28 protein-coding genes and 1 tRNA gene are annotated in these 22,658 nt (G+C 63.6%); 9 read left to right on the plus strand and 20 right to left on the minus strand.

Translation table 11 applies throughout. The annotated features are described in order from the left end of the window. Window positions 1-102 precede the first annotated feature (102 nt). Both ASD12_RS25590 and gcvA read right to left on the minus strand, forming a co-directional pair. Window positions 103-1,413 (minus strand): sugar ABC transporter substrate-binding protein, encoded by a 1,311-nt coding sequence (locus ASD12_RS25590; RefSeq protein WP_056592992.1) that lies wholly within the window; start codon window positions 1,411-1,413, stop codon window positions 103-105. A gap of 227 nt (window positions 1,414-1,640) precedes the next feature. Then, a complete protein-coding gene (gene gcvA / locus ASD12_RS25595) occupies window positions 1,641-2,546 on the minus strand; it encodes a transcriptional regulator GcvA (RefSeq protein WP_056592995.1) in 906 nt (301 codons plus the stop codon). Window positions 2,547-2,656: 110 nt separating this feature from the next. Here gcvA and ASD12_RS35585 point away from each other — a divergent pair, with 110 nt between their 5' ends. Beyond that, the gene (locus tag ASD12_RS35585) at window positions 2,657-2,842 is read left to right on the plus strand and encodes a hypothetical protein (protein WP_056592997.1); all 186 of its coding nucleotides are present in this window, start codon (window positions 2,657-2,659) and stop codon (window positions 2,840-2,842) included. A gap of 54 nt (window positions 2,843-2,896) precedes the next feature. Here ASD12_RS35585 and ASD12_RS25605 read toward each other — a convergent pair whose 3' ends face one another. Continuing rightward, the gene (locus tag ASD12_RS25605; RefSeq protein WP_056593000.1) at window positions 2,897-3,856 is read right to left on the minus strand and encodes a sugar-binding transcriptional regulator; all 960 of its coding nucleotides are present in this window, start codon (window positions 3,854-3,856) and stop codon (window positions 2,897-2,899) included. A gap of 255 nt (window positions 3,857-4,111) precedes the next feature. Here ASD12_RS25605 and ASD12_RS25610 point away from each other — a divergent pair, with 255 nt between their 5' ends. Further along, window positions 4,112-4,744: an HAD family phosphatase gene (locus tag ASD12_RS25610; RefSeq protein WP_056593005.1), complete on the plus strand. Its 633-nt coding sequence runs from the start codon at window positions 4,112-4,114 to the stop codon at window positions 4,742-4,744. Window positions 4,745-4,748: 4 nt separating this feature from the next. On the opposite strand, the gene ASD12_RS25615 is transcribed toward ASD12_RS25610, so the two are convergent. From ASD12_RS25615 to ureC, 9 genes are all read right to left on the minus strand, one after another. Further along, complete coding sequence (locus tag ASD12_RS25615) at window positions 4,749-5,516, minus strand: class II aldolase and adducin N-terminal domain-containing protein (protein WP_056593008.1); 768 nt, start codon at window positions 5,514-5,516, stop codon at window positions 4,749-4,751. An 83-nt stretch (window positions 5,517-5,599) separates the two neighbouring features. Next, window positions 5,600-6,241, minus strand: coding sequence for an urease accessory protein UreG (ureG, locus tag ASD12_RS25620; protein WP_056593011.1), 642 nt, complete (start codon window positions 6,239-6,241; stop codon window positions 5,600-5,602). Next, the gene (locus tag ASD12_RS25625; protein ID WP_056593014.1) at window positions 6,238-6,678 is read right to left on the minus strand and encodes a DUF3995 domain-containing protein; all 441 of its coding nucleotides are present in this window, start codon (window positions 6,676-6,678) and stop codon (window positions 6,238-6,240) included. The genes ureG and ASD12_RS25625 overlap by 4 nt, the downstream gene beginning before the upstream one ends. Further along, window positions 6,675-7,346, minus strand: a complete 672-nt coding sequence (locus tag ASD12_RS25630) for an urease accessory protein UreF (protein WP_056593016.1) — start codon at window positions 7,344-7,346, stop codon at window positions 6,675-6,677. Before ASD12_RS25630 ends, ASD12_RS25625 begins: the two co-directional genes overlap by 4 nt. Continuing rightward, window positions 7,339-7,914, minus strand: a complete 576-nt coding sequence (gene ureE, locus ASD12_RS25635) for an urease accessory protein UreE (protein ID WP_056593019.1) — start codon at window positions 7,912-7,914, stop codon at window positions 7,339-7,341. Before ureE ends, ASD12_RS25630 begins: the two co-directional genes overlap by 8 nt. Next, window positions 7,911-8,516: a glutathione S-transferase family protein gene (locus ASD12_RS25640; protein WP_056593022.1), complete on the minus strand. Its 606-nt coding sequence runs from the start codon at window positions 8,514-8,516 to the stop codon at window positions 7,911-7,913. Before ASD12_RS25640 ends, ureE begins: the two co-directional genes overlap by 4 nt. A gap of 43 nt (window positions 8,517-8,559) precedes the next feature. Then, window positions 8,560-9,153, minus strand: a complete 594-nt coding sequence (locus ASD12_RS25645; RefSeq protein ID WP_056593025.1) for a hypothetical protein — start codon at window positions 9,151-9,153, stop codon at window positions 8,560-8,562. Between the two features lie 40 nt (window positions 9,154-9,193). Then, window positions 9,194-9,682, minus strand: coding sequence for a DUF29 domain-containing protein (locus ASD12_RS25650; RefSeq protein WP_056593028.1), 489 nt, complete (start codon window positions 9,680-9,682; stop codon window positions 9,194-9,196). Between the two features lie 70 nt (window positions 9,683-9,752). Beyond that, window positions 9,753-11,468, minus strand: coding sequence for an urease subunit alpha (gene ureC, locus ASD12_RS25655; protein WP_162252290.1), 1,716 nt, complete (start codon window positions 11,466-11,468; stop codon window positions 9,753-9,755). 167 nt (window positions 11,469-11,635) lie between these two features. Between ureC and ASD12_RS25660 the strand changes: the two genes are divergently transcribed. Next, on the plus strand, window positions 11,636-12,031 hold the full coding sequence (locus tag ASD12_RS25660) for a hypothetical protein (RefSeq protein WP_082525678.1): 396 nt from the start codon (window positions 11,636-11,638) through the stop codon (window positions 12,029-12,031). A gap of 74 nt (window positions 12,032-12,105) precedes the next feature. Here ASD12_RS25660 and ASD12_RS25665 read toward each other — a convergent pair whose 3' ends face one another. Genes ASD12_RS25665 through ASD12_RS25685 form a run of 5 tightly spaced genes read right to left on the minus strand, consistent with a single transcriptional unit; the run spans window position 12,106 to window position 14,471 of the window. After that, window positions 12,106-12,411 carry an urease subunit beta gene (locus tag ASD12_RS25665; protein ID WP_027040029.1) on the minus strand — a complete coding sequence of 102 codons (306 nt, stop codon included), beginning with the start codon at window positions 12,409-12,411 and terminating at the stop codon, window positions 12,106-12,108. An 8-nt stretch (window positions 12,412-12,419) separates the two neighbouring features. Continuing rightward, entirely contained in the window at window positions 12,420-13,007 is a 588-nt protein-coding gene (locus ASD12_RS25670) for a HupE/UreJ family protein (RefSeq protein WP_056593033.1), read from the minus strand. A 34-nt stretch (window positions 13,008-13,041) separates the two neighbouring features. Continuing rightward, window positions 13,042-13,296, minus strand: coding sequence for a DUF1272 domain-containing protein (locus ASD12_RS25675; RefSeq protein ID WP_056593036.1), 255 nt, complete (start codon window positions 13,294-13,296; stop codon window positions 13,042-13,044). A 10-nt stretch (window positions 13,297-13,306) separates the two neighbouring features. After that, a complete protein-coding gene (locus ASD12_RS25680; RefSeq protein ID WP_023693076.1) occupies window positions 13,307-13,609 on the minus strand; it encodes an urease subunit gamma in 303 nt (100 codons plus the stop codon). A gap of 28 nt (window positions 13,610-13,637) precedes the next feature. Further along, a complete protein-coding gene (locus ASD12_RS25685) occupies window positions 13,638-14,471 on the minus strand; it encodes an urease accessory protein UreD (protein WP_056593039.1) in 834 nt (277 codons plus the stop codon). A 214-nt stretch (window positions 14,472-14,685) separates the two neighbouring features. Here ASD12_RS25685 and ASD12_RS25690 point away from each other — a divergent pair, with 214 nt between their 5' ends. The 3 genes from ASD12_RS25690 to ASD12_RS25700 all read left to right on the plus strand — a co-directional run bounded on the left by ASD12_RS25690 (window position 14,686) and on the right by ASD12_RS25700 (window position 17,040). Then, on the plus strand, window positions 14,686-14,940 hold the full coding sequence (locus ASD12_RS25690; RefSeq protein ID WP_013528393.1) for an acyl carrier protein: 255 nt from the start codon (window positions 14,686-14,688) through the stop codon (window positions 14,938-14,940). Between the two features lie 5 nt (window positions 14,941-14,945). Next, window positions 14,946-16,154 (plus strand): beta-ketoacyl-[acyl-carrier-protein] synthase family protein, encoded by a 1,209-nt coding sequence (locus ASD12_RS25695; RefSeq protein ID WP_056593042.1) that lies wholly within the window; start codon window positions 14,946-14,948, stop codon window positions 16,152-16,154. Between the two features lie 181 nt (window positions 16,155-16,335). Beyond that, complete coding sequence (locus ASD12_RS25700) at window positions 16,336-17,040, plus strand: glutathione S-transferase N-terminal domain-containing protein (RefSeq protein ID WP_056593045.1); 705 nt, start codon at window positions 16,336-16,338, stop codon at window positions 17,038-17,040. A gap of 28 nt (window positions 17,041-17,068) precedes the next feature. Here the strand turns inward: ASD12_RS25700 and ASD12_RS25705 are convergent, their stop codons facing one another. The 3 genes from ASD12_RS25705 to ASD12_RS25715 form a co-directional block, all read right to left on the minus strand. Further along, window positions 17,069-17,404, minus strand: a complete 336-nt coding sequence (locus ASD12_RS25705) for a hypothetical protein (protein WP_056593048.1) — start codon at window positions 17,402-17,404, stop codon at window positions 17,069-17,071. A gap of 85 nt (window positions 17,405-17,489) precedes the next feature. Continuing rightward, window positions 17,490-18,110 (minus strand): nucleoside triphosphate hydrolase, encoded by a 621-nt coding sequence (locus ASD12_RS25710; RefSeq protein WP_056593052.1) that lies wholly within the window; start codon window positions 18,108-18,110, stop codon window positions 17,490-17,492. Between the two features lie 110 nt (window positions 18,111-18,220). After that, window positions 18,221-19,321 (minus strand): hypothetical protein, encoded by a 1,101-nt coding sequence (locus ASD12_RS25715; RefSeq protein WP_056593055.1) that lies wholly within the window; start codon window positions 19,319-19,321, stop codon window positions 18,221-18,223. 240 nt (window positions 19,322-19,561) lie between these two features. Between ASD12_RS25715 and ASD12_RS25725 the strand changes: the two genes are divergently transcribed. The 3 genes from ASD12_RS25725 to ASD12_RS25735 all read left to right on the plus strand — a co-directional run bounded on the left by ASD12_RS25725 (window position 19,562) and on the right by ASD12_RS25735 (window position 22,178). Further along, window positions 19,562-20,452 carry a D-alanyl-D-alanine carboxypeptidase family protein gene (locus ASD12_RS25725; RefSeq protein ID WP_056593062.1) on the plus strand — a complete coding sequence of 297 codons (891 nt, stop codon included), beginning with the start codon at window positions 19,562-19,564 and terminating at the stop codon, window positions 20,450-20,452. Window positions 20,453-21,040: 588 nt separating this feature from the next. Further along, window positions 21,041-21,967, plus strand: a complete 927-nt coding sequence (locus ASD12_RS25730; RefSeq protein WP_056593065.1) for a DUF1003 domain-containing protein — start codon at window positions 21,041-21,043, stop codon at window positions 21,965-21,967. Between the two features lie 134 nt (window positions 21,968-22,101). After that, window positions 22,102-22,178, plus strand: a tRNA-Arg gene (locus tag ASD12_RS25735). Window positions 22,179-22,658: the final 480 nt, after the last annotated feature.

Below are 22,658 nucleotides of genomic sequence, written 5' to 3' on the forward strand. Positions count from 1 at the left end.
GACTGAATTTTCAAAAGGCGTTAAAGGCGGCCGCCCGAACTGGGAACTCGGGCGGCCGTTGCCGGTCAAGGAGGCGACCGGCATTCGGCGCCGGGAGGAGCCTTACTTGATGTATCCGCCTTCGGTCATTGCCGCGGTGGCAGCGTCCTGGGCCTGCTTCAGGGCATCGTCGACGCTCGACTGGCCGGCAAGTGCCGCCGAGAAGAGCTGGCCGACGGTGGTGCCAAGGCCCTGGAACTCAGGGATGGCGACAAACTGGACGCCGACATAGGGCACCGGCTTGACGGTCGGATGCGTCGGGTCGGCTGCATTGATGGAGTCCAGCGTCATCTTGGCGAACGGAGCCGCCTTCTGGTACTCGGGATTGGCATAGAGCGAAGTGCGCGTGCCCGGAGGAACGTTGGCCCAGCCTTCCTTCGATGCGACGAGTTCGGCATAGTGCTTGCTGGTCGCCCAGGCGACGAACTTCTCGGCGGCATCAGCCTTCAGCGTGCCGGCGGGAATGGCCAGTGACCATGCCCACAGCCAGTTGCCGCGCTTGCCAAGGCCATTGTCGGGCGCCAAGGCATAGCCGACCTTGTCGGCGACGGTCGAGTTCTTCGGATCCGAAACGAAGGACGCGGCGACGGTGGCGTCGATCCACATGCCGCATTTCCCCTGCTGGAACAGCGCCAGGTTTTCGTTGAAACCGTTGGAGGACGCGCCCTCGGGGCCGTCGGCCTTCATCAGGTCGACATAGAACTGCAGCGTGTTCTTCCATTCCGGCTGATCGAACTGCGGCTTCCAGTTCTCGTCGAACCAGCGAGCGCCGAAGGAGTTCGACATGGCGGTCAGGAAGGCCATGTTCTCGCCCCAGCCGGCCTTGCCGCGCAGGCACACACCGTTCACGCCATTGGCGCGGTCGGTCATCTTGTCGGCGGCCTGCTTGATGAAGTCCCAGGTCGGCGCATCGGGCATCTTCAGCCCGGCCTTGTCCATCAGGTCCTTGCGGTACATGACGAAGGAGCTTTCGCCGTAGAAGGGCGCGGCATAGAGCTTGCCATCGACCGAAAGGCCGCCGGCGATGGCCGGGATGATGTCCTTGGCATCGTAGTCGTCGCCGAGCTTGTCGAGCGGCAGGAGCCAGCTCTGTTTGGCCCAGATCGGAACTTCATAGGTGCCGATGGTCATCACGTCGTACTGGCCACCCTTGGTGGCGATGTCGGTGGTAACGCGTTCGCGCAGCACGTTCTCTTCAAGCGTGACCCAGTTGAGCTGGATGTCGGGGTTCGCCTTGGTGAAGTCTTCCGTCAGCTTTTGCATGCGGACCATATCGCCATTGTTGACGGTGGCGATGGTGATGGATTCGGCGTGTGCGGCGAACGCAAGAGCGCTGGCCGACAACAGACCCAGGGTGAGCGTGCGAAGTTTCATCAAATTCCTCCCTTGAACCAAGATGAGCATTTGCCTTGGCTTTGGGCAATTACTCACTTGGCGTGAATTATGTCAAGCCGGATTCGATGCTGCAGCGCAGCACTCGGTGACGCCTCGGACCGGGAACGTGTGGAAATTGCCAGCGTGAGCCTCGCCAGTCGCCGGGACATCGGGTGACGATAGCGGAAGGGTTTGCGGGACTTGGTGCGGTGCCGGACGGCTTGCCGTCAGCAGGCGATCTCGGCCAGCAGCCAGTCGCGGAAGGCGCGGATCTTCGGCACGTTGCGGCGCGCCTGGGGATAGACCAGCCAATAGGCGTGGCCGTCATCGCCGACCAGATCGAAAGGTTGGATCAGACGGCCGTCGGCGAGTTCCGCCTTGAACAGGGCCCTGGTCAGGATCGCGACGCCGTGACCGGCGATTGCCGCATTGGCCTCATAGGCCTGGGCGCCCATGCTGCTGCCGGGTCGTTTGGCAAGATCGTGCGAATGCACTCCGGCAGCCGAGAACCATTCCGTCCACCAGATGTCGCCAGGATCGAGGATCGGCAGCCGCAAGAGGTCGGCCGGCTCGTTGACGCCGCCGATGCTTGCCGCGAGCTTCGGGCTCAGCATCGGCGTGAAATCGGCATCGAGCAGCTTGTGCGCTTCCAGGCCCGGCCATTTGCCGCCGCCCGAGCGGATGGCGATATCGGTATCCTCCCGGGCAAAGTCTGTCAGACGGCTGGACGTCTCGAGCCGGACGGCAAGTGCGGGATGAGCGATCTGGAACGATCCCAGCCGGTGCGCCAGCCAGTTCGATGCAAAGGTCAGCACGGTGGTGACGCACAGCAAGCCGTCGGCCCCGGCGCGCGCCGCGGCATAGGCCTGGCCGAGAATGGCGAAAGCTTCGCCGACAGCGGGCGCCAGGCGCTGCCCGGCCTCGGTCAACACGATCTGCCGCGGTCGGCGCAGGAACAGCGGCGCGCCGACGCGTTCCTCCAGCACCTTGATCTGATAGCTGACCGCCGCCTGCGTCATGGCGAGTTCGCTGGCGGCCTTGGTGAAGGAAAGGTGCCGCGCCACCGCGTCGAACACCCTGATCGCCTGCAGCGGCGGGAGTTGCGAAACCTGTCGCGAGCTGAGGTCCGGCATAAGGCCTCCTTATGGGTCATGATCGAGGTTCGATTGGCAAAGGCGGCCGGCAACACCGACATTCCCGATCAACCCGTCATTCGGGTTCAGGATAGCGGAGGTTGACGATCATGACCATGGCGCACCAAAAATGCACTCCAACCCCGGATCATCGCTGGATTTCGTGGCTCACGGACGGATTTGGCTGGTTCGCGATAAAAAAGAAGGCACCTCTCGACATCAGGGACCTGTCGCCACATTTGCAGCGCGACCTCGGTTTCCTCGATGGCAACGACCCTTTCGGGCGGCACAGATAGCCCGGCTGGTTTTATCAGCCTGGTTGAGCTTATCGCAAATCCACGAGTTCCAGATCAGATGCTGGCCAGCAGGGCGGCGGCGGTCCGCTCATCGGTGATGAGGCCATTGATCAGCCGCCGGTTGGCGGCCGCCAGTATGCCCGGCAGCTTTCGCTCGCCCATCGCCAATGCGATGACCAGCGATTTTTCGCGCGACGGCAGCGACGCCGACGACACCCGGTCGTTGGTGATGCCCTCGATCATGCGGCCTTCGCGGTCGAACACCCAGCCGACGATCTCGGCGATGCCGCCGGCCTTCTGAAGCGCCTTCAACTCGCTTTCCGAAATGAAGCCGTCCTCGTAGAGCGGCGCCTTGGGGCCGAGATCGCCGATGCCGATGAAGGTGACGTCGGCCTCCGCGGCAAGCGCCAGCGTCGGCTGGATCATCGGTTGGCTGAGCAGCATCTCGCGCTCCTCCGGCGAAGAGGCGATGACCGGCAGCGGCATCGGGAAGGACCGCGCCTTCACCCTGTCGGCCATGGTGAAGATGACGTTGTAGAAGGCGGCCGAGCCGTCCGGCGAGATGTTGCCGGTCAACGACACGACCTTGTGTTGCGGACATTCCATCGGCGGCAATTGCTCGATCGCCGCCTTCAGCGTGCGCCCGGTGCCGATCGCCATGACGATAGGGGTCGGTGACCGCAGCCGCCGCTCGATCTCGGTGGCAGCCGCCTCGGCGATGCCGATGGTTGTGGAGGATGAAGTCGGATCGCTCGGTACCACTTCGACCAGATCGAGCGCGAAGCGCGATTTCAGCCGCGCCGCCAGATCAAGACAATTGGCGATCGGATGGTCGACGCGAACCTTGATCAGACCCTCGGACACGGCCAGCGACACCAGCCGCTGCGCCGTCTGCCGCGAGATGCCGAGCGTGGCGGCAATCTGGTCCTGTGTGTTGCCGGCAACATAATAAAGCCAGCCGGCGCGCGCCGCGTCGTCCAGCCTGTTGCTGCCACCATCCTGCCGGGTACTCACGTCTTGCCTCCCGAGACCGCCGGTCATGAGAGCGGCCCACGCCCACTTTCGCAGGGAACGGCCCGCTGCGCAATTGTCAATCTCCAGGGCAATTGCTTGCATCCGCCGACGCAAGCGGGCCAAATTTCCTTCTTCCACGATGTCGGTGTCAGGTAAAGAAGCGCGGTTGCAGTCCCGACAGGCGGCAGGTTCTTCGGTCCCGAAGGTTTATCTGCCGGCGCAAACCCTTTAAGGGATCGCAAAAAGGAGCGCTGCATGACACCGAAAGCGGTTTTCTGGGATATGGACGGCACGCTGGTCGACAGCGAACCGCTGCACGAGGCAGCCCTGGTGGCCGCGATGCGCAATGTCGGCCTCGTACCGCCTGATGATCTGCATGAGCGCGTGCTGGGCGTTGCCGCCTGGCCGGTCTACGAGATGATGCGCGACGAGTTCGGACTGGATCTGCCTTTCGACGACTGGATCGTGCGCAAATACGAGCACTATCTGCCGCTGGTCGAGAGTTTGAAGCCGCGCCCTGGCGCGATCGAGATCTTCAACGAATTACGGGAGAGGGGTGTGGCGCAGGCCGTGGTCTCGAATTCGGATCGGATGATCGTCGACGCCAACCTGCGCATGGTCGGGCTGACCTATCCCGGCATGAAGACGATCAGCCGTAACGACGTGCGCGAAGGCAAGCCGCATCCCGAACCGTTCCTGCGTGCCGCCTATCTGGCCGACGTCGAGCCCGCGCACGCCGTTGCCGTCGACGACAGTTGGCCCGGCGCCATGGCTGGGCTGGCGGCGGGAATGAAGACGATCTTCTGGCCGGAAAGGCCGATGGAAGGACCGCCCGGCGCTGTCGTCATCAACAGTGCCGATGAGCTTCGGGCAGAACTGGACCTGTAGGCAATCAATTCCGATAGACCGGTTCCTGCTCGTCGAGGATCGCCTTCAATTCGCTGAGATGGCGTTCGGCCTGGCCGGGATAGTCGTCCATCTCGCTTGCCGCCTTCTCGGCGATCACGTCGGAGAGCGTGCGCAGCGGGCGGCCGGTCCACAGCGCCTTGATGTAGGTTTCGGCGGCGCGCTCGAAATAGAACATGCGGTTGAAGGCGTCGGCGACCGTATCGCCGATGACCAGCACGCCGTGATTGCCCATCACCATCACCTTGACCTTGGGATCGACGAGAAGCTGCGAGCAGCGCTCCCCCTCCTCCTCGAAGGCCAGCCCGCCATAATGCGCGTCGACGACATGGCGGTTGAAGAACATCGCCGAATTCTGGTCGATCGGCGGCAGGCGAGAGTCGGCGAGCGACGCCAGCACCGTGGCGTGGATCGAATGGACATGCATGACGCAGCGCGCGTGGCGGACATTGCGATGGATGGCGCCGTGCAGCCCCCACGCCGTCGGATCGGGCGCGTCCGGACCGGAGAGCGTATCCGGATCATTGGCGTCGATCATCAAGAGGTCGCTCGCCTTGATGCGCGAGAAATGCACCTGGTTGGGATTCATCAGGAACTGCGTGCCGTCGTCGTTGACGGCCAGCGAGAAATGATTGGCCACCGCCTCGTGCATGTTGAGCCGCGCCGTCCAGCGAAAGGCACAAGCGAGATCGACGCGCTCCTCATAGAAGGGCAGGTTGGTCAGCGTTTCCTTTTGCAGGCGGGCGACGCTCATCCTAAAATCCTCCGGTTTCGGCAAGAATGCCGTGGCCAGCCCATGCCCGCAACCGGTTTTGGTTGGTGCAGGGGATGGCTATCTCACGCTGCCGTGCTCGCGGCGACGCTGGTTCGCAGCCCGCCATGCTCGATAATGAAATCGATCACCTCCTGCAGCCCCTTGCCGCGCGATAGGTCGGTGAAGCCGAACGGCCGCTTGCCGCGCATGCGGCCGGCGTCGCTCTCCATGACATCGAGGTTGACGTTCACATAGGGCGCCAAATCGCTCTTGTTGATCACCAGGAAATCGGAGCGGGTGATCGCCGGCCCGCCCTTGCGCGGGATTTCTTCGCCCTGGCAAACCGAGATGACATAGAGCGTCAGGTCGGCGAGATCGGGCGAGAAGGTGGCGGCGAGGTTGTCGCCGCCGGATTCGATGAAGACGATGTCGAGATCAGGGAATTTCCTGTTCATCTCGGCGATCGCCTGCAAATTGATCGACGCATCCTCGCGAATGGCGGTGTGCGGGCAACCGCCAGTCTCGACACCCATGATGCGATCCTCCGGCAGCGCCTGCAGCCGGGCCAGCATCATGGCGTCTTCCTTGGTGTAGATGTCGTTGGTGACGACGGCGATCGAGAATTCGTCGCGCAGCGCCTTGCACAGCTTTTCGGTCAGCGTCGTCTTGCCGGAGCCGACCGGGCCGCCAACGCCGACGCGCAGCGGGCCATTTGTCTGTGTCATGTCGGAAACTCCGTGATGGCGAGGATGGCAAAGCCGAGCCCGATCAACAGGCACAGCGGCGAATAGTAGCGCAGGTCGAGCCGCGCGAAAGGCTGTTCCGGCGCCAACCGCCGCCACCATGGCGTGAAACCGGCTATGCCGCGTCCAAGGAACACCAGCCCGATGAGCAGCGAGGTAGCGGCGAGGCCTTCCTTTGGGAAGGGCGAGGCAAAGACGCCTATGAGCGCCAGCGGCCACAGCGTCGCCAGGCACAGGCACGCGGCAACGGCGAAACTGGCGAACGGCGTGGGCATCTCGTCGACGCCGCGAAAGCCGACGACGGCGTGTGCACAGGAGGCCGCATCCTTGCCCGGCCAGATGCCGCCAAGGCCCCAATAGACATGCAGCGCGGTGATCAGCAGCAGAACGGTCGAAAGCGAGAAGGCGAGAAGGATCATGAGCGGAACAATCGCGAATACTGGGTTTCGTGCTTCATCGCCATGACATCGGAAACGAAGGCGCAGCCGCCGAGATCATCCAATGTCGAACGCGCGGCACGGGTTGCGGTCGCCAGGGCCAACGGCTCGAAGCCGGCTAACAGAGCTATGGCTTTGCTCTGACCGACAATGCCAAGCCGGATCGCCGCCTGGACGAGGTTGGAGAAAAAGGTTTGCAGGAAGGCGGACAGCGCATCCTGAAGTGCAATTGCATTGCCACCGGCAATAGCGCCGACGGCGACGCAATAGGGGCATTCGGCCGGCAAGCGCTCCAGCGCAGGGTTGGGCCAGGCCGCCGCCGCCTTCAGGAAGGCAGCACCTTGCAGCATGGTCTCGGTGTGGCGTTCGCGCGAGCCGGCCAGCGCCTCGGCGAGTGCGGCTATGTCATCGAGATCACCGGTGCCGCGGGCCCGGCGCCAGCTTTCTGCGAACAGCACGGCATCGTTCCAGCCCGAGCCCATCTCGACCAGCGTTTCCAGCCAGCCGGCGAGGCTCTCGGCATCGGCAATCAGCCCGTCATGCACCGCGCGCTCGAGACCGTGGCTGTAGGAAAAGCCGCCGACCGGAAAGGCCGGCGACAACCACGCCATCAGCCGCAGCAGAGCGATGTTCGAGGGCTGGTCAGTCATGGTCGTGGTGGTGGCCAGAATGACTGTGCGAATGCGATTCGCTATGCGCGTGCGAGTGCGCCTCGGCGTGGCCATGGGCATGCGCATGGCCATGATCGTGTCCGCCGGAATAAGCGCCGCGCACCGGCTTGAATGGCTCGGAAACGTCGGTCACCGTGGCGCCGAGCCCCTGCAGCATCGCCTTGATGACATGGTCGCGCAGGATGAGGATGCGCCCGGCTTCGATGCTTGCGGCGAGATGACGGTTGCCGATGTGCCAGGCGAGTTCGGCCAGATGCACACCGTCGCGGGCGCGGATGTCATAGACATCTTCGGGCGCCGCGATGATCTCGATATGGCCGCCATCCTCCAGCACCAGCCGGTCGCCGTCGTTCAAGGCGACGGGCTCGGGCAGGTCGACCAGCACCTTGCTGCCGTCGGCAAGTTCGATGGCCCGGCGGCGCAGATGCCGCTCGTCATGGGCGAGAATGGCACGACCGGATGGCAGGGTGAATCCGGCATTGCCAGCGGTCAGCACCGAGATGGCGCGCGGGAATTTGGTGAAGTCGGTGTTGAGGTTGAGCTTCATTTCATGGATCCTCCGTTAGCCTGCGCCCGTGCACGGGCGGGCCGCGCCAGCACACGGTCGAAATAGGCGTTGACGCGCTCGGACTCGATCGGGAATTTTCCGGCGCGGGCCCAGTTGCCCATGTCGCCCAACAGCACGTCGACTGCCGAAAATCGCTCGCCCAGCGCAAACGGCTTGTCGCCAAGCCGGCTGTCCAGCGCCTTAAGCTCAGAGACGAAGTCATAGGTCGCCGCAGGACCGACATCGACCCGCACGTCCTTCGGCAGCAGGAAGCGGTGGCGCAGCTTGTTCCACAGCGGCGCCTCAAACTCGCTCTGCGCAAAATGCATCCAGGAATCCATCTCGGCACGGCCGGCAAGGCCCGGATTGGCGCCCATGCCTTTGTCCGCGTGCTTGTCGGCGAGATAGACGCAGATCGCCGCCGAATCCGTTACCGTCAGGTCGCCGTCGATCAGGATCGGCACCTTGCCCGACGGGTTGAGTGCGTAGGCTTCGGGCGAACGCAGCTTGACCTCGACGAATTCATAGGGCTGCCCGAGTTCCTCGAGCATCCAGAGAACGCGACTGACCCGGGATCCACGCGATCCAACGGCTTTGTACATGCAAAACCTGCCTTTCCCTGACAAGCTAGACCATCGCGTTCGCTCAGACGATGGTGTCGAAGAGCCGCAGGATGAACGATATCTGATAGATGAGCGCAGCCGCCACAAAGGCAATGTGGAAGCGGCGGTCGCGCACCAGGATCGCGGCAATGCAGAGCGCGACGAAGACCGGCGTGCGGAACAGATACTCGTTGCCGAAGCGGGCGAAATGCTCCGGCCCTTTCAACAGCGTGTCGAGCACATCGAGCAGGTAGGTCGCCGCCAGCAGGCCGAAGAACCAGGCGCGACGCGAATAGAAGAAATCCTCGTAGCTGGTGTAGTCCAGCATCGAATCGGGAAACAAAAGCGCGCAAAGCAGGAACAATGTGATCGCGTAGAAGATGATGAACAGGTACTTGCCGAAGGTCCAGGTCTCGATGGCGTAGAGGCCGAACTCCCACCACCAGAAATGCACCAGCATCAGGAGCACCGAGACAACCCAGGCCAGATGCACGGTATAGATCTTGTACTGGCCGGGATGCTGGACGATGCGCGCCACCCCCGACAGCAGGCGGGCGACACCAAGCCCGATCACCATGCCCATGACGATGCGGATATGCGGGAAGATGTCGTGGGCGGAGGCGATTTCGGTGGCCATATCTCGGCTTTAACTCGGAACGCTATAAACGAATAAGTGGCTAATCCCGCAAGAAGTCATCCATTGAGAGCGGACCGCCTGGCCAAAATCGACCATCGAGCACCTGCTTGACTGTGAAGGGAGGTTCGTCCGGGAAATGGGCTTTCCTCAAGCCCGTTTCCCTTACCGCTGTCGGCAAAGCGTGTCCGTATGCCTCGTCGAAAATCTGCGCGGGGTAACGGCGGAGGCTCGGGCTGTCCTTGATGATATTTCCGATCCAAACGCGCTGTTCGGAGATTGACGCCTGCCAGCTGTGGCATCTGTGGCCCGGCTGGAATTCCCATTTCAGGAGATGTGCAATCAACACCTCCATCCGGCTGCGGATCTCCCGCCTGTCGCTCCTCCCCAAGCTTTCGATCTCCTCGGCTACGTTCTCCCGATCAAGCTCGGAAAGGCGCCCGTCGCGCAACAGCGCTGCCTGTTCGGCGCTCCACTGCGCAAAGTCCGTTTCATAGGGCGTAAGAGCCCTGAGGCGATCGATCCTGTTCATGAGATGTATATTGCCCCAAACCGCGTCGCGTTCAAACGGCTTCGTGCGATGCGCTTTAGGATTGCAAAGGTCAAAACAGAAAATACCGCTGCGCCATCGGCAGCACGGTTGCCGGCTCGCAGGTCAAAAGTTCTCCATCGGCGCGCACCTCGTAGGTCTCGGGATCGACCTCGACATGCGGTGTGGCGTCGTTGAGCACCATCGAGTGCTTGCCGATGCCGCCGCGGGTGTTTTCGACGGCGACGAACTGCTTGTCGACACCGAGCCTGCCGTGCAGGCCGGATTCGAGCGCGGCTTTCGAAACAAAGGTCACCGATGAGTTGGTCCTGGCCTTGCCATAGGCGCCGAACATCGGCCGGTAGTGCATTGGCTGCGGCGTCGGGATCGAGGCGTTGGGGTCGCCCATCGGGGCGGCGGCAATCATGCCGCCGATCAGCACCATGTCCGGCTTGACGCCGAAGAATCCCGGATTCCACAACACCAGGTCGGCGCGTTTGCCGACCGCGATCGAGCCGATATCCTTCGACAGGCCATGCGCAATGGCCGGGTTGATCGTGTATTTGGCGATGTAGCGGCGGACGCGGAAATTGTCGTTGTTGCCGGTTTCCTGCGGCAGCGAGCCGCGCTGGCGTTTCATCTTGTCGGCGGTCTGCCAAGTGCGGATCGCGACTTCGCCGACACGGCCCATGGCCTGGCTGTCCGACGAGATGATCGAGAAGGCCCCGATATCGTGCAGGATGTCTTCCGCCGCGATGGTCTCCTTGCGGATGCGGCTTTCGGCAAAGGCGATGTCTTCGGGGATCGACGGCGACAGATGATGGCAGACCATCAGCATGTCGAGATGCTCGGCCAGCGTGTTGACCGTGTAGGGCCGCGTCGGATTGGTCGATGACGGGATGACGTTGGGCAGCCCGCAGACCTTGATGATGTCGGGCGCATGGCCGCCGCCGGCGCCTTCGGTGTGGAAGGCGTGGATGGTGCGGCCCTTGATGGCTGCGACCGTGTTTTCGACGAAGCCGGATTCGTTCAGCGTGTCGGTGTGGATCATCACCTGCACGTCGTAGTCGTCGGCGACCGACAGGCAGCAGTCGATGGCCGCCGGCGTCGTGCCCCAGTCCTCGTGCAGCTTCAGCGAACAGGCGCCGCCAAGCACCATTTCCTCAAGTGCCGCGGGCAGCGACGCATTGCCCTTGCCTGAAAGGCCGATGTTCATCGGGAAAGCGTCGAAGGACTGGATCATGCGGGCCATGTGCCATGGCCCCGGCGTGCAGGTGGTCGCCAGCGTGCCATGCGCCGGGCCGGTCCCGCCGCCGAGCATGGTGGTGATGCCGCTCATCAGCGCTTCCTCGATCTGCTGCGGGCAGATGAAATGGATATGCGCATCGAAGCCGCCGGCGGTCAGGATCTTGCCTTCGCCGGCGATGATCTCGGTGCCCGGACCGATGATGATGGTGACGCCGTCCTGCGTGTCCGGATTGCCGGCCTTGCCTATTGCCGCGATGCGGCCGTCCCTGAGGCCTATATCGGCCTTGAAGATGCCTGCGCTGGCGTCGACCACCAGCGCGTTGGTGATGACGGTGTCGACGGCGCCTTGCGCCCGGGAAACCTGGCTCTGGCCCATGCCGTCGCGGATCACCTTGCCGCCGCCGAATTTCACCTCTTCGCCATGGATGGTAAGATCCTTCTCAACCTCGATGAACAGCTCGGTGTCGGCCAGCCGCACTCTGTCGCCGACCGTCGGGCCATACATCTGCGCATAGGCGGCGCGGGTAATTCTGGCCATCAGCGATTGCTCCCGAAATGCGGCTTGGTCGAAGAAACCGGGTTCCACACTGCCGCCATCCAATGGTCACGCAATGACCCGCTGGGCGACACCTTCTGATCCGATTTGGCGGTTGAGGTTAGGAGGTCACCCCAAAACGACCGTTTGCCAAATCGATGGAAGGAAAATCCATGCGCAAAACGATATTCATTGCCGCCGCTGCCACGCTCATGCTGGCGGGCGCCGCCAGTGCCCAGCAGCAATCCGCGCAACAGCCCGCTCCGGCGCCGGCCGCGCCTACCCCGGGCGCAACCGCCCCCGCCCCTGGGGCTCAGCCGGCCGTGCCGACGATCCAGAGCGTCAGCATCGTCGACATCACCGAGCTGCCAAAGGAAACCCAGACGCAGGTCAACCAGGTGATCGCCCAGCGTGGCGATGACGGTTTGAAGAAACTGCGCAGCTCGATCGACGCCACGCCGAAGGTGAAGTCGGCACTGGAGGCCAAGGGGCTCAGTTCGGCGCAAGTCGTCGCCGCCAGCATGGAGCCCAATGGCGCGCTGACACTGATCACCAAGAAGGCGAGCTGACAATTGAATGCGGCGGGCCGGCATCCGGTCAGCCTGCCGCATCAAAGGGCTGAGAGCGCTCGACGCCGTCGATCTCACAGCTTGCCCATCACCTTCTGCTGAAATCCGTAGACCTCGCGCTTGCCCCCGAGCGGCACCAGCGTGACGTCGCGCTCTTGCCCAGGCTCGAAGCGCATGGCTGTGCCGGCGGCAATGTCGAGGCGCATGCCTCTGGCACGCTCGCGGTCGAATTTCAGCCCCTCATTGGTCTCGAAGAAATGGTAGTGGCTGCCGACCTGGATCGGCCGGTCGCCGCTGTTGGCCACTTTCAGGGTGACAGTCGGCAGGCCCTTGTTCAGCTCGATGTCGCCGCCCACCGTGATGATTTCACCGGGGATCATCGTCACCCTCACAGAACGCCGGAGACGAGGCCGACACCGACCGCCGCGCAAGCCGCACCCGCGGCGCGGGCCAGGCCACGGAACCGGATGCCAAGACCGAGCCCGGCGGCGATGCCGGTGGCATGCAGCAGCGCGGTGGCGATGGCAAAGCCGGCCATGTATTCAAGCCCACCGGCATTCTCCGGCACCTCGGTGCCATGGGCATGGCCGTGGAACAGCGCGAACAGGCCGATGATGGCGATGCCGGCCGAGACCGGCAGATCGACCGCCAATGCCACCAGCAGCCCGAGCGCCACGACCGATGCCAGTATGCCCGGTTCGACGAAGGGCAGCGGCATATGCAGCATGCCGAGCACACCGCCGACCAGCATGACGCCGACAAAGGCCGCCGGCCAGGCAAGAATCGCCTTGCCGCCCTTGAGCGCCGACCACAGCCCGACCGCGATCATCACCGTCATGTGATCGAGGCCGGAGAACTGGTGCATGAAGCCGGCCGTGAAGGAGGAGGTCGTACCGATGCCGACATGGGCATAGGCCGGTATGGAAGCGGCCAGCAGGAGCATCGCCGACAGGCATAGGCGTTTGGCAAGGATCATTCTTTTTGCCTTTCGTTTGGTTCGGTCCTGGTATTCACGCAGCCTTGCGCGGGCCGCAGCCCTCGGCCTTGAGAACGCGCCTGGTCGAAGCCGGATATTTCTTCAGCATCGCCGCCGGGCGGATCGGCCGCGCCGAAAAATTGCCGCCGCAATTGGGGCAGACGCCGCCCAACAGCTGTTCCACGCAGTTAGCGCAAAAGGTGCACTCGAAGGTGCAGATCAACGCATCCATCGCCTCCGGCGGCAGGTCCTTGTCGCAGCATTCGCAGTTGGGGCGCAGTTCAAGCATTTTTCTCTCCTCACCGGATGGGTTCGTGCACGGTCACCAGCTTGGTGCCGTCGGGAAATGTCGCCTCGACCTGCACGTCGTGGATCATCTCGGCGATGCCTTCCATCACTTGCGCGCGGGTGACGACATGGGCGCCGGCCTCCATCAGTTCGGCGACCGGGCGGCCGTCGCGGGCACCCTCGACGACGAAGTCGGTGATCAGCGCGATCGCTTCCGGATGATTGAGCTTGACGCCGCGTTCGAGCCGCTTGCGCGCCACGATTGCCGCCATGGCGATCAGCAGCTTGTCCTTTTCCCTCGGCGTCAGGTTCATGCGTTTTCCCAAGCTGGTAGAGACAGCCCTACAGTGACCATAATTTAGGCAACCCCGCCCTTCCGTTGAGCAATTCGACGAGTGGAACCAGCCGCTGGCGCAGCCGGTAGCCGTCCCCGGCGTAGAGCCTCGCAAGAAGCTTGCCAGATTTCTTCACGCTCCAGGCGCTGGCGCTGCCGTGGTCGCCGACGATCCCCAGGACCGGATCGAGCAGGGCCTCGGCCCGCGGCGACACCAGCAGCAGCGTCGCCATCGCGATCGCGCCACCGGCAGCCGCTGCGCGGTCGAGCGAGGCGGCGAGATCGGGTCCGATGTGGAAATCCTCGGCATGAATGAGGGAGCCATCCTGGCGGACACGCCAGCGGTCGTGGAAATGCCCCTGCGTGGCACGCTCGCCCATCGCCAGGCGGCCGAAGACGGCGGCTTCCAGCACCAGCGCCTCGGCGCCGGCGGCAAGCTCGACGTCGAGCGTGCGGGCAAAGGCCGCCCGGTCGAAGACGATGGTTTCCTGCGGCAGCCAGGCAATGCGGCCGTTTTCACCGACCGACAGATTAACCCGCACTTCGGCACGGTCGGATGCCGCCCGGTAGATCTTCTCGCAGGCCTGGGTCGTTATCGACGCCGAAGCAGCCGCGCCGACATCCACGTCCCAGGCGATACGGTCGCCGCCGGTCATCCCGCCGGCGGTGTTGATCAGCACCGCTTCGAGCGGATCGGCCGAGACTGTCGGCATCCTTATCTTGGCGGCACCATCTTGATAGAGGCGCCGCAGGCGTGTGCGCCCGTCGCTGAGAGCGCAGGAAAGCCGCGCCACGCCCGCAACGCGCTGCGTCGAAATCCCGCCATGTTCGACCGTATCCATGCTTGCACGTTAAGCACTCTGGCGGCTTTGTCGACACAGAGTTCGATATAGCTTGTTGCTTGACAACGGTTCGGTTTCTATAGAGGGAACCACCTTGGTACGGTCATGCAGCGCTTGGCGGGGGTATAAGACGACGACGGCGGCTTGATACCGGGAGAAAAAGGGCGCTGCTCAGTTGGCGTCGGGAAACGCGACATAGTGGGGAAGAAACCGAATGGCCGACCAGCTGGCAACGGATATCATCGCGAAGATCAAGGCTCATGCCGAGCCGGGCGGCGAAGAAATCACCACCACCACCGAATTGACCTCGCTTGGCATCCATTCGCTCGAGCTGACGGAGATCATCTTCGATCTTGAGGAAGAGTATGGCATCGAGATCGAGATGAACACGGTCGACGCCTGGAGCAATCTGAAGAATGTCGGCGATATGGTCGAAGCTGTCCGCGCGCTGATCGCGAAAAAAGCCTGACCTGAATGCGGCAGCGCGTCGTCATCACCGGCATGGGCGGCATTTGCGGGCTCGGCACCAGCGCACCAGCGATCTGGAACGAGATGCGCGCCGGCCGCTCGGCCATCGGCCAGATCACAAGCCCGCAGCTGCATGACCTGAAGATCAAGGTCGGCTGCGAAATCAAGACGCTTCCCGATCACGGCATCGACCGTAAGCAGACCGTGTCGATGGACCGCTTCAGCCTGTTGGCGACGATCGCAGCCAGGGAAGCCATGCAGCAGTCCGGCCTGGTTTCGAACGAGGCCACCACCTATCGGATGGGCACTGTCGTCGGTGTCGGCGTCTGCGGCTGGGAGGCGATCGAAGAAAACTATCGGGCTATCCTCATCGAGGGCAAGAATCGCGCCGGCATCTTCACCGTGCCAAAGGTGATGCCAAGCGCGGCCTCCGGTCACGTCAGCATGAATCTCGGCCTGCGCGGCCCGGTCTTCGGCGTCACCTCGGCATGTTCCTCGTCCAACCACGCCCTCACCTCGGCCGTCGACCAGATCAGGCTCGGCCGTGCCGATGTCATGGTCGCCGGCGGCACCGATGCGCCATTGGTCTGGGGTATCCTGAAGGGCTGGGAAGCCTTGCGGGTGCTGGCACCCGACACCTGCAGGCCATTTTCGGCCGATCGCCAGGGCCTGTCGCTCGGCGAGGGCGCCGGCATGGCGGTTCTGGAAAGCTACGAGCACGCCATGGCGCGCGGCGCCACCATACTTGCCGAAATTGCCGGCGCCGGCCTCTCCGCCGACGCGTCCGACATCGTCGCGCCGACCATCGACGGACCAACGGCCGCCATGCGCGCCTGCCTGGCAGACGCCGGGTTCAATCCCGAGGATGTCGACTATCTCAATGCCCACGGCACCGGCACCAGGGCCAACGACCAGATCGAGACGGCGGCGATCAAGCGCGTCTTCGGCGATCATGCCTACAAGCTTTCCGTGTCGTCGACCAAGTCGATGCATGCCCATTGCCTCGGCGCATCGGGTGCACTGGAGATGATCGCCTGCGTGATGGCGATCCGCGAAGGCATCGTGCCGCCGACGGCCAATTTTCGCGAGGCCGATCCCGATTGCGACCTCGACGTCACGCCGAATGTGGCGCGCGAGCGCAAGGTGCGCGCCGCAATCAGCAACGGCTTCGCGTTCGGCGGCACCAATGCGGTGCTGGCCTTCAAGGCCGTCTGATTCCGGACCTGCCCGGGCGGTCACACCTGCCCCGGGCGATCCTGATCGTCCCGCGCCATGACTTGTCCGTGCATGGCGAAACCGTCGCTGCCATATTGATCAGGATTGGCCGCGCGCCTAATCCTTGATGGACCCGCCAAGACCGCGCCGCTCGGCGCGAATCCCCGTTCAGGAGTTTTCCATGGCTGACCTGTCCGCCTTTCCGATCGCAACACGCTGGCCGGCCAAACATCCGGACCAGATCCAGCTCTATTCGGCGACAACGCCGAACGGCGTGAAGATATCGATTGCCCTCGAGGAACTCGGCCTGCCCTACGAGCCGCATCTGGTCAACATCAGCAAGAACGAAAGCTGGACGCCGGAATTCCTGTCGCTCAATCCCAACGGCAAGATACCGGCGATCATCGACCCGAATGGTCCCGACGGCAAGCCGATCGGCCTGTTCGAATCCGGCGCCATCCTGCTCTACCTCGCCGAAAAGACCGGCCTGCTCATGCCCGTGGACGCCGCGCGCCGCTACGAGACCATCCAGTGGGTGTTCTTCCAGATGGCCTCGGTCGGGCCGATGTTCGGCCAGGTAGGCTTCTTCCACAAATTCGCCGGCCGCGAGATTGCCGACAAGCGCCCGCTGGAGCGCTATCGCGATGAATCCAAGCGGCTGCTCGGCGTGCTTGACGACCGGCTGAAGGGCCGCAAGTGGATCATGGGCAATGACTACACCATCGCCGACATCTCGCTGCTCGGCTGGGTGCGCAACCTGATCGGCTTCTACGAAGCGCGCGAGCTCGTCGGCTTCGACGATTTCACCAATGTGGGAACATGGCTGGAACGCGGTCTAGCGCGGCCGGCGGTGCAGAAAGGCCTGACCATACCGGCTAGGGCCTGAAGCAAACCAGCGGGACCCTGTGAGAAGGTTACTTTGCCTTCGCCTTGGCTTTCGAACCGCCTTTTCCCATGACGGAGGCGGCCAAGGAGGCAGCGCCTCTGGCCGCGACCATCACGGCGCCGGCAGCGACATTAGCCGTGGCCTTGGCCGTGCGCATGGCACTGCCGCTCAGCGAATCGCTCGGATTCGCAGGCTTTTTCGGCTTTGCGGCTTTTGCCGCTGTAGGCACCACTTTCTTCGGCGCCGCCTTGCCGAAGGCCGGCTTGGCGTCCTTCGAACGTGCAGCGATCGCCGGGCCGGCGCCTGCCTTGGATTGGGTTGCCTTGCCCTTGGCGGGCGCGGGCTTTCTTGCCTTGGTTGCCATCGGACGGAATCCCTGTTTGGCAGAATTGCCTTCTCGGCGATAACGGCCCGAATGTCTTAAGGTTCCCCTTGCGCAATGCGTAGAATCAAGCGGGATCGCCGATCACCAGATCGGCGGCCCGGCGACGGTCGAGCACCCGGTCGATGTTGGGCATGTCGTTGGAGGCGATCCAGGCGCGGGCATCCGCATCGGAGCGGCCGTGCTCGTGCCAGCGCTCCAGCAGGCGGCGCTCGAGCTCATTGCGCGGCACGTCGACGAAGATGGAGAAATCGAACAGCGGCGCCAGCCGCGACCACGGCTCCTCGTCGAGCAGCAGATAGTTACCCTCGACCAGGATGAATTTGGTTTCGGTGGCGACGATCGAGGCGGCGGCGCGCGACAGTTCCATGCTGCGGTCGAAGACCGGGATGGCAATGTCGGGTTCGCCGGCCCGGATACGCTTCAGCAGGGCCTCAAAACCGGCAAAGTCGAAGGTTTCCGGCGCCCCCTTGCGCGCGCGCAGGCCGCGCCGCTCAAGCACGGCGTCGTCATAGTGGAAGCCGTCCATCGGCACGACTTCCGAAGCACCTTCGGGCAGCAGGTCATGCAGCCGTGCCGACAGTGTCGACTTGCCGGCGCCTGGTGGTCCGGCAATGGCGACGATGAAGCGGTTTGCCTTGCCGGCACGCTTGAAGATGGTGGCGGCGAGATGGGCGATTTCGGACATGAGAGCCTCTCTGGCAGGAGCTTCAATCCACCATGTTCCGCATGATGATTTCGGCCACATCTTGGCGGCAGTTCGTGGAAATTTCAAACCCTACGGTCGCGCAATCCTGCCTATGAGGCTGCTGGCTGGCCGATGCGCAGGAAATCGCTGTCGAAGGGAACCTCCCAGGACGAGCCACCGGCTGCCAGCCGCATGCGGCCATCCGCCGTCGTGACCTCATGCGGCGGCTCGCCGCCGGACAGCGGCATGGCGCCGATGACATGGCGAAAGGAAACGCTTTGGCCTTCGCCAAGCGCAAAGGCGGTCGCCACCCCTTCGCGCTTCAGCCAGTTGTCGCCGATCGAGGCGGCATGGCCAACGGCGGTGCGGCCGTCCTCGATGCCGAGCACGCCAAGGTGGCGGCCGCTCCACGGCGCGTAGTCGCGCCCACCATTGCTGAGCCACAGCATGGTGATCGGCAGCTCGGCGGGGTTCTTCAGCACCAGCACCAGGTCCTCTTCGGCCTGCCGTGCCAGGGCGGTCCAGCCCGGCCCGCCATGATCGGTCTCGACCAGGGTGATGAAATCCTCGCGGCGGTCGTCCATACGGTATTCCGTGAGATCAAGCGTGCCGCCGCCGGCGGCGGGAAAATGGCCGAGATCGGCGGACCGCGCCGGATAGGCCAGCATGAAGCGGCCACGTGCGGGATCCGGCTCCAGCGGATCGTCCAGCGTCGCGGCAAACCGCTTTGGCGAAAAGGCCAGCCTGCCGCCGCCGGTCATCGCCGTCATCGGGTGATGGGCGACCGAGATGGCGCCATGGCCGCCGGAAAACACATGCTCCTGGTAGAGGAAGGGATGGTCGTCGCGCAGCGTCAGGATCTTGTCGACGCTCGCGCCCATCACCTTGTGCCGCAGGCGGAAGAGCGCGCGCCAGCCGTCCTCTGTCGCAGCGCTCTCGACGACATCCCAGGCGCTGTTGGCCGGCCAGCCATGCAGCGGCGCCTCCTCGACATCGCTGCGCGAAAACGGCGCGCAGAGAAAATCGCCCGACAGCCGAACCGTGCCTTCCGGCAAATTGTCCGGCAGCGTCTCGTTCGCATCGACCCAGGGCGCGCGATGCAGCGGCTTCAGCTGCCGCCCGTCACGACTGACGACCATGTCGGCGATGTGGCCGACCGTGAGGTCGAGCGAAACCGAAATGCCCCTGGCCTTGATCGTGCTGACAGTCATTGCGCTCTCACCGATTCTGATCCGCAAACAGAACCCGTTCGGCGGCGGTTGCGCAAGCACCGCAATCGGCATTTTGCCCAGGCCTGGCTTCTTCGCCCCGCCAGAAGGCGGGGGAGAGGAACCCGAGCTCCGGGCCTCGACAATCCTGGGACTAACCGGCATTAACCAAATGGACGCAGCTGGCGCGTTACGTTAGCTTCGCCGCATCTCAGCAACAGCTTGACCCGAACAGACTTGCCCTTGTCCAACCTGCGTCCCCTTCCGCTCATCCAGAGAGTTTTTGCGGCACTCGCCCTGCTGGTGCTGCTTGCCGGCTGCACCACCGCGACGCCGCCCGACAGCGTGCTGGCCGTGCCGGCGCCGGCGCGGAAATATGCCGCGATCGTCGTCGACGCCAGGACCGGCAAGCAGCTGTTCGAGGTCAGTTCGACGGCGCAGCGCTACCCGGCCTCGCTGACCAAGATGATGACGCTCTATCTGCTGTTCGAGGCGCTGGAGACCGGCCGCGTCACCAAGGAGACGCAGATCCCGGTGTCGGACCACGCCGCCTCGCAGCCGCCGACCAAGCTGCGCTTCCGGCGCGGCGAGAGCATCGACGTCGATTCGGCGATCCGCGCCATCGTCGTCAAATCGGCCAATGACGTGGCGGTGGCGGTCGGCGAATATCTCGGCGGCTCGGAGGAGCAGTTCGCTGCCATGATGACATCCAAGGCGCGCCAGCTCGGCATGACCAGCACCGTGTTCCGCAACGCCTCGGGCCTGCCCGACGACGACCAGCACACCACGGCGCGCGACATGGCGGTGCTCGGCATGGCGCTGCGTCAGCGCTTTCCCCAGCAGTTCCACTATTTCTCCGAAAGCGACTTCATGTTCCGCGGCAGGCTGGTGCGCGGCCACAACGACATGCTCGGCCGCGTGCGCGGCGTCGACGGCATCAAGACCGGCTACATCAGGGCGTCGGGCTTCAACATCGTCACCTCCTACAATGCCGACGGCCGCAACCTGATCGTCGTGGTGATGGGCGCCGACAGCGCCCGCCAGCGCAATGACCATGTCGAAGCGCTGATCCAGCGCAGTCTGTCGCTGTCCGTGGACGGCGCCAAGACCAGGCTGATGTTCGCGGAACAGTAGTGGCCGCCGCGCGATTTGCGTCTTGGTGCCCGGTGACGGATTGCCCGGTGAGGGCAATTGTGCTAGTGTTTTGGGCATGGTGCTGATTTGCGCCAATTGAAGCACTGTGACCCGCCGCAAGGCGGGTTTTTTGTTCCCGCCGCCCCCCGCAGCACTGTACGGCCTGGTTCGCAATGCTGGAGCGCCCATCACTTCGTCATCCACGGGCGAAGCAAGGAGCGTAGCGACGCGGCGCAGACCCCTGGAGCTGCTCCGCAGCCCAAGGGATCCATGCCGCGACTTCAAAGCGCCTGCAGCGGTGCTGAATTCTGCTCCGCTGCACCCTCTACAAACGTCACGGCATGGATCCTCGGGTCTACGCGTCCGCTTCGCCCGTGGATGACGAAGTTGGGGAGGCTTCGGCCAATCTCGGATGGTCCACCGCCCTGAGCCTGCGAAGGCCAGCCGCCGCCAGCAAGCATCGAGCTACATCGCTCCTCGGGTTGATCAAAACCACTTGTCCGGCCCGCGAAATCCGTGCCCGGCGCTGGCTATGCGCCGCCACCTCTGCTTATCGTCCTTTGCAGCCCGACAGCAGGAGCCCGCACCATGAGCACTGTCCCGAAAGCGCCGCCTGAGCAGGCGGCAGACAATCAGCACGACAGCGGCGGCGAATATTTCGAGGCGCCGATCATTGGCGAGCACGAGGCCGACCAGACCTCGGACGAGCACTTTGAGACGCCCGACGTGCCGGACTCCGAGCCATCCGCTCCGGGCGCATCGCGTGGCAAGCCGAAGAAAAAACCGTCGGCGATATCGGGCCGGAAATTCCGCAAGCGCGATCTCGTCCGCATCGACACGCTGCGCCCGAGCCTCGCCGACCGCATCCGGTCGGACCATCCCGACCTGCCGGCCGGCGCCCGCATCAGCCGCGCCGAGCTCGGCCGCTACCGCATGCGTTACATGGAGGAGCTGCTGCAGCAGGAACACGGCGAATTTTCCGAGCTCGACCGCCAGGTGGTCGAATCGATCGCCAGGCAAGACACGATTTCCGAAAACTCAGAGGAGGAGTTCGAGGAGCACCGGACCTTTGCCGACCGCGTTTCCGACAATATGGCGGCCTTCGGCGGCAGCTGGTGGTTCCTGATCTCGTTTGGCAGCGTGCTGCTGGTGTGGATCGGCATCAACCTGATCGCTGGCATGAGCGCTGCCTTCGATCCCTACCCCTTCATCCTGCTCAACCTGCTGCTCTCCTGCATCGCCGCCATCCAGGCGCCGATCATCATGATGAGCCAGAGGCGGCAGGAGTCCAAGGACCGCCTGCGCTCCTTCAACGACTACCGCGTCAACCTCAAGGCCGAACTCGAAGTGCGCCATCTGCACGAAAAGCTCGACTACCTCATCTCGCGCCAATGGACGCGCCTGGCCGAAATGCAGCAGATGCAGCTGGACGCGATGCACGAACTGACGGGTGCGAAGAAGCCGAAACGCGCGGTGCGCGGGCGGCGGGCGGTGAAGGCGAGGGCGGAAACCTGAGAGGCCGCAGCCTGGACGCACCGAGCCAAGTCGCTGCGCCAATCGCCAATTGCCCGTTGAAGCCCGCGCCAGCTTCCGCTAAGAAGCCGTGACTTGCCGGTTCACCGGCTGGTTCGTTTTCCGGATTCCGGAAAGCACCCGTAGCTCAGCTGGATAGAGCGCTGCCCTCCGAAGGCAGAGGTCACAGGTTCGAATCCTGTCGGGTGCGCCAGCTTCTTTACCAAGCCTCTCATTTCACTACAAAAAATCATTGTGGCTAGGAATCATCCTCCAATTCGTCCCCCCATTTTTGTCGAATGAACCTAGAATTCTTCGGACATTCAAGGACGCCAAACCGTCAATTCAGCGGTCACTCTAAGTAGCCAAGTTGCATCAGATCGCAGGGCGAAGATCAGTGCGATCAACCAAAGAACGGCCGATCAGCACCGCACAACTCAAGGCAAGATGACGACGACGCGATCCGATCGTCCTGCGACTTATTGCGAGATTATCGAGCCATGGAACGAACTCAGCGATTTGGAACAGTCAACTGATCACCCATTGTCCCGCCGAACTGCCGCCGCGCATCGAGGGGTTTTTTTGTGCGTGCCGATACTGGTTCCATCCCGGCCCGATTTCCGGCCCGATCTGGCAGCTTTATCGCCGTACTGACGAGGAAGCCATAGAAGGATTCGTACCACCTTGAGCGGCG

Origin of the sequence: Mesorhizobium sp. Root102 (assembly GCF_001425625.1) — a bacterium.
Taxonomy (GTDB): Bacteria; Pseudomonadota; Alphaproteobacteria; order Rhizobiales; family Rhizobiaceae; genus Mesorhizobium.

What these genes read in the sequence shown, in the direction of transcription:
- ASD12_RS25590 (WP_056592992.1), bottom strand. Translation starts at nt 1,413, where the DNA reads ATGAAACTTCGCACGCTCACCCTGGGTCTGTTGTCGGCCAGCGCTCTT.
- gcvA (WP_056592995.1), bottom strand. Translation starts at nt 2,546, where the DNA reads ATGCCGGACCTCAGCTCGCGACAGGTTTCGCAACTCCCGCCGCTGCAG.
- ASD12_RS35585 (WP_056592997.1), top strand. Translation starts at nt 2,657, where the DNA reads ATGACCATGGCGCACCAAAAATGCACTCCAACCCCGGATCATCGCTGG.
- ASD12_RS25610 (WP_056593005.1), top strand. Translation starts at nt 4,112, where the DNA reads ATGACACCGAAAGCGGTTTTCTGGGATATGGACGGCACGCTGGTCGAC.
- ASD12_RS25615 (WP_056593008.1), bottom strand. Translation starts at nt 5,516, where the DNA reads ATGAGCGTCGCCCGCCTGCAAAAGGAAACGCTGACCAACCTGCCCTTC.
- ureG (WP_056593011.1), bottom strand. Translation starts at nt 6,241, where the DNA reads ATGACACAGACAAATGGCCCGCTGCGCGTCGGCGTTGGCGGCCCGGTC.
- ASD12_RS25625 (WP_056593014.1), bottom strand. Translation starts at nt 6,678, where the DNA reads ATGATCCTTCTCGCCTTCTCGCTTTCGACCGTTCTGCTGCTGATCACC.
- ASD12_RS25630 (WP_056593016.1), bottom strand. Translation starts at nt 7,346, where the DNA reads ATGACTGACCAGCCCTCGAACATCGCTCTGCTGCGGCTGATGGCGTGG.
- ureE (WP_056593019.1), bottom strand. Translation starts at nt 7,914, where the DNA reads ATGAAGCTCAACCTCAACACCGACTTCACCAAATTCCCGCGCGCCATC.
- ASD12_RS25640 (WP_056593022.1), bottom strand. Translation starts at nt 8,516, where the DNA reads ATGTACAAAGCCGTTGGATCGCGTGGATCCCGGGTCAGTCGCGTTCTC.
- ASD12_RS25645 (WP_056593025.1), bottom strand. Translation starts at nt 9,153, where the DNA reads ATGGCCACCGAAATCGCCTCCGCCCACGACATCTTCCCGCATATCCGC.
- ASD12_RS25650 (WP_056593028.1), bottom strand. Translation starts at nt 9,682, where the DNA reads ATGAACAGGATCGATCGCCTCAGGGCTCTTACGCCCTATGAAACGGAC.
- ASD12_RS25660 (WP_082525678.1), top strand. Translation starts at nt 11,636, where the DNA reads ATGCGCAAAACGATATTCATTGCCGCCGCTGCCACGCTCATGCTGGCG.
- ASD12_RS25665 (WP_027040029.1), bottom strand. Translation starts at nt 12,411, where the DNA reads ATGATCCCCGGTGAAATCATCACGGTGGGCGGCGACATCGAGCTGAAC.
- ASD12_RS25670 (WP_056593033.1), bottom strand. Translation starts at nt 13,007, where the DNA reads ATGATCCTTGCCAAACGCCTATGCCTGTCGGCGATGCTCCTGCTGGCC.
- ASD12_RS25675 (WP_056593036.1), bottom strand. Translation starts at nt 13,296, where the DNA reads ATGCTTGAACTGCGCCCCAACTGCGAATGCTGCGACAAGGACCTGCCG.
- ASD12_RS25680 (WP_023693076.1), bottom strand. Translation starts at nt 13,609, where the DNA reads ATGAACCTGACGCCGAGGGAAAAGGACAAGCTGCTGATCGCCATGGCG.
- ASD12_RS25685 (WP_056593039.1), bottom strand. Translation starts at nt 14,471, where the DNA reads ATGGATACGGTCGAACATGGCGGGATTTCGACGCAGCGCGTTGCGGGC.
- ASD12_RS25690 (WP_013528393.1), top strand. Translation starts at nt 14,686, where the DNA reads ATGGCCGACCAGCTGGCAACGGATATCATCGCGAAGATCAAGGCTCAT.
- ASD12_RS25695 (WP_056593042.1), top strand. Translation starts at nt 14,946, where the DNA reads ATGCGGCAGCGCGTCGTCATCACCGGCATGGGCGGCATTTGCGGGCTC.
- ASD12_RS25700 (WP_056593045.1), top strand. Translation starts at nt 16,336, where the DNA reads ATGGCTGACCTGTCCGCCTTTCCGATCGCAACACGCTGGCCGGCCAAA.
- ASD12_RS25705 (WP_056593048.1), bottom strand. Translation starts at nt 17,404, where the DNA reads ATGGCAACCAAGGCAAGAAAGCCCGCGCCCGCCAAGGGCAAGGCAACC.
- ASD12_RS25710 (WP_056593052.1), bottom strand. Translation starts at nt 18,110, where the DNA reads ATGTCCGAAATCGCCCATCTCGCCGCCACCATCTTCAAGCGTGCCGGC.
- ASD12_RS25715 (WP_056593055.1), bottom strand. Translation starts at nt 19,321, where the DNA reads ATGACTGTCAGCACGATCAAGGCCAGGGGCATTTCGGTTTCGCTCGAC.
- ASD12_RS25730 (WP_056593065.1), top strand. Translation starts at nt 21,041, where the DNA reads ATGAGCACTGTCCCGAAAGCGCCGCCTGAGCAGGCGGCAGACAATCAG.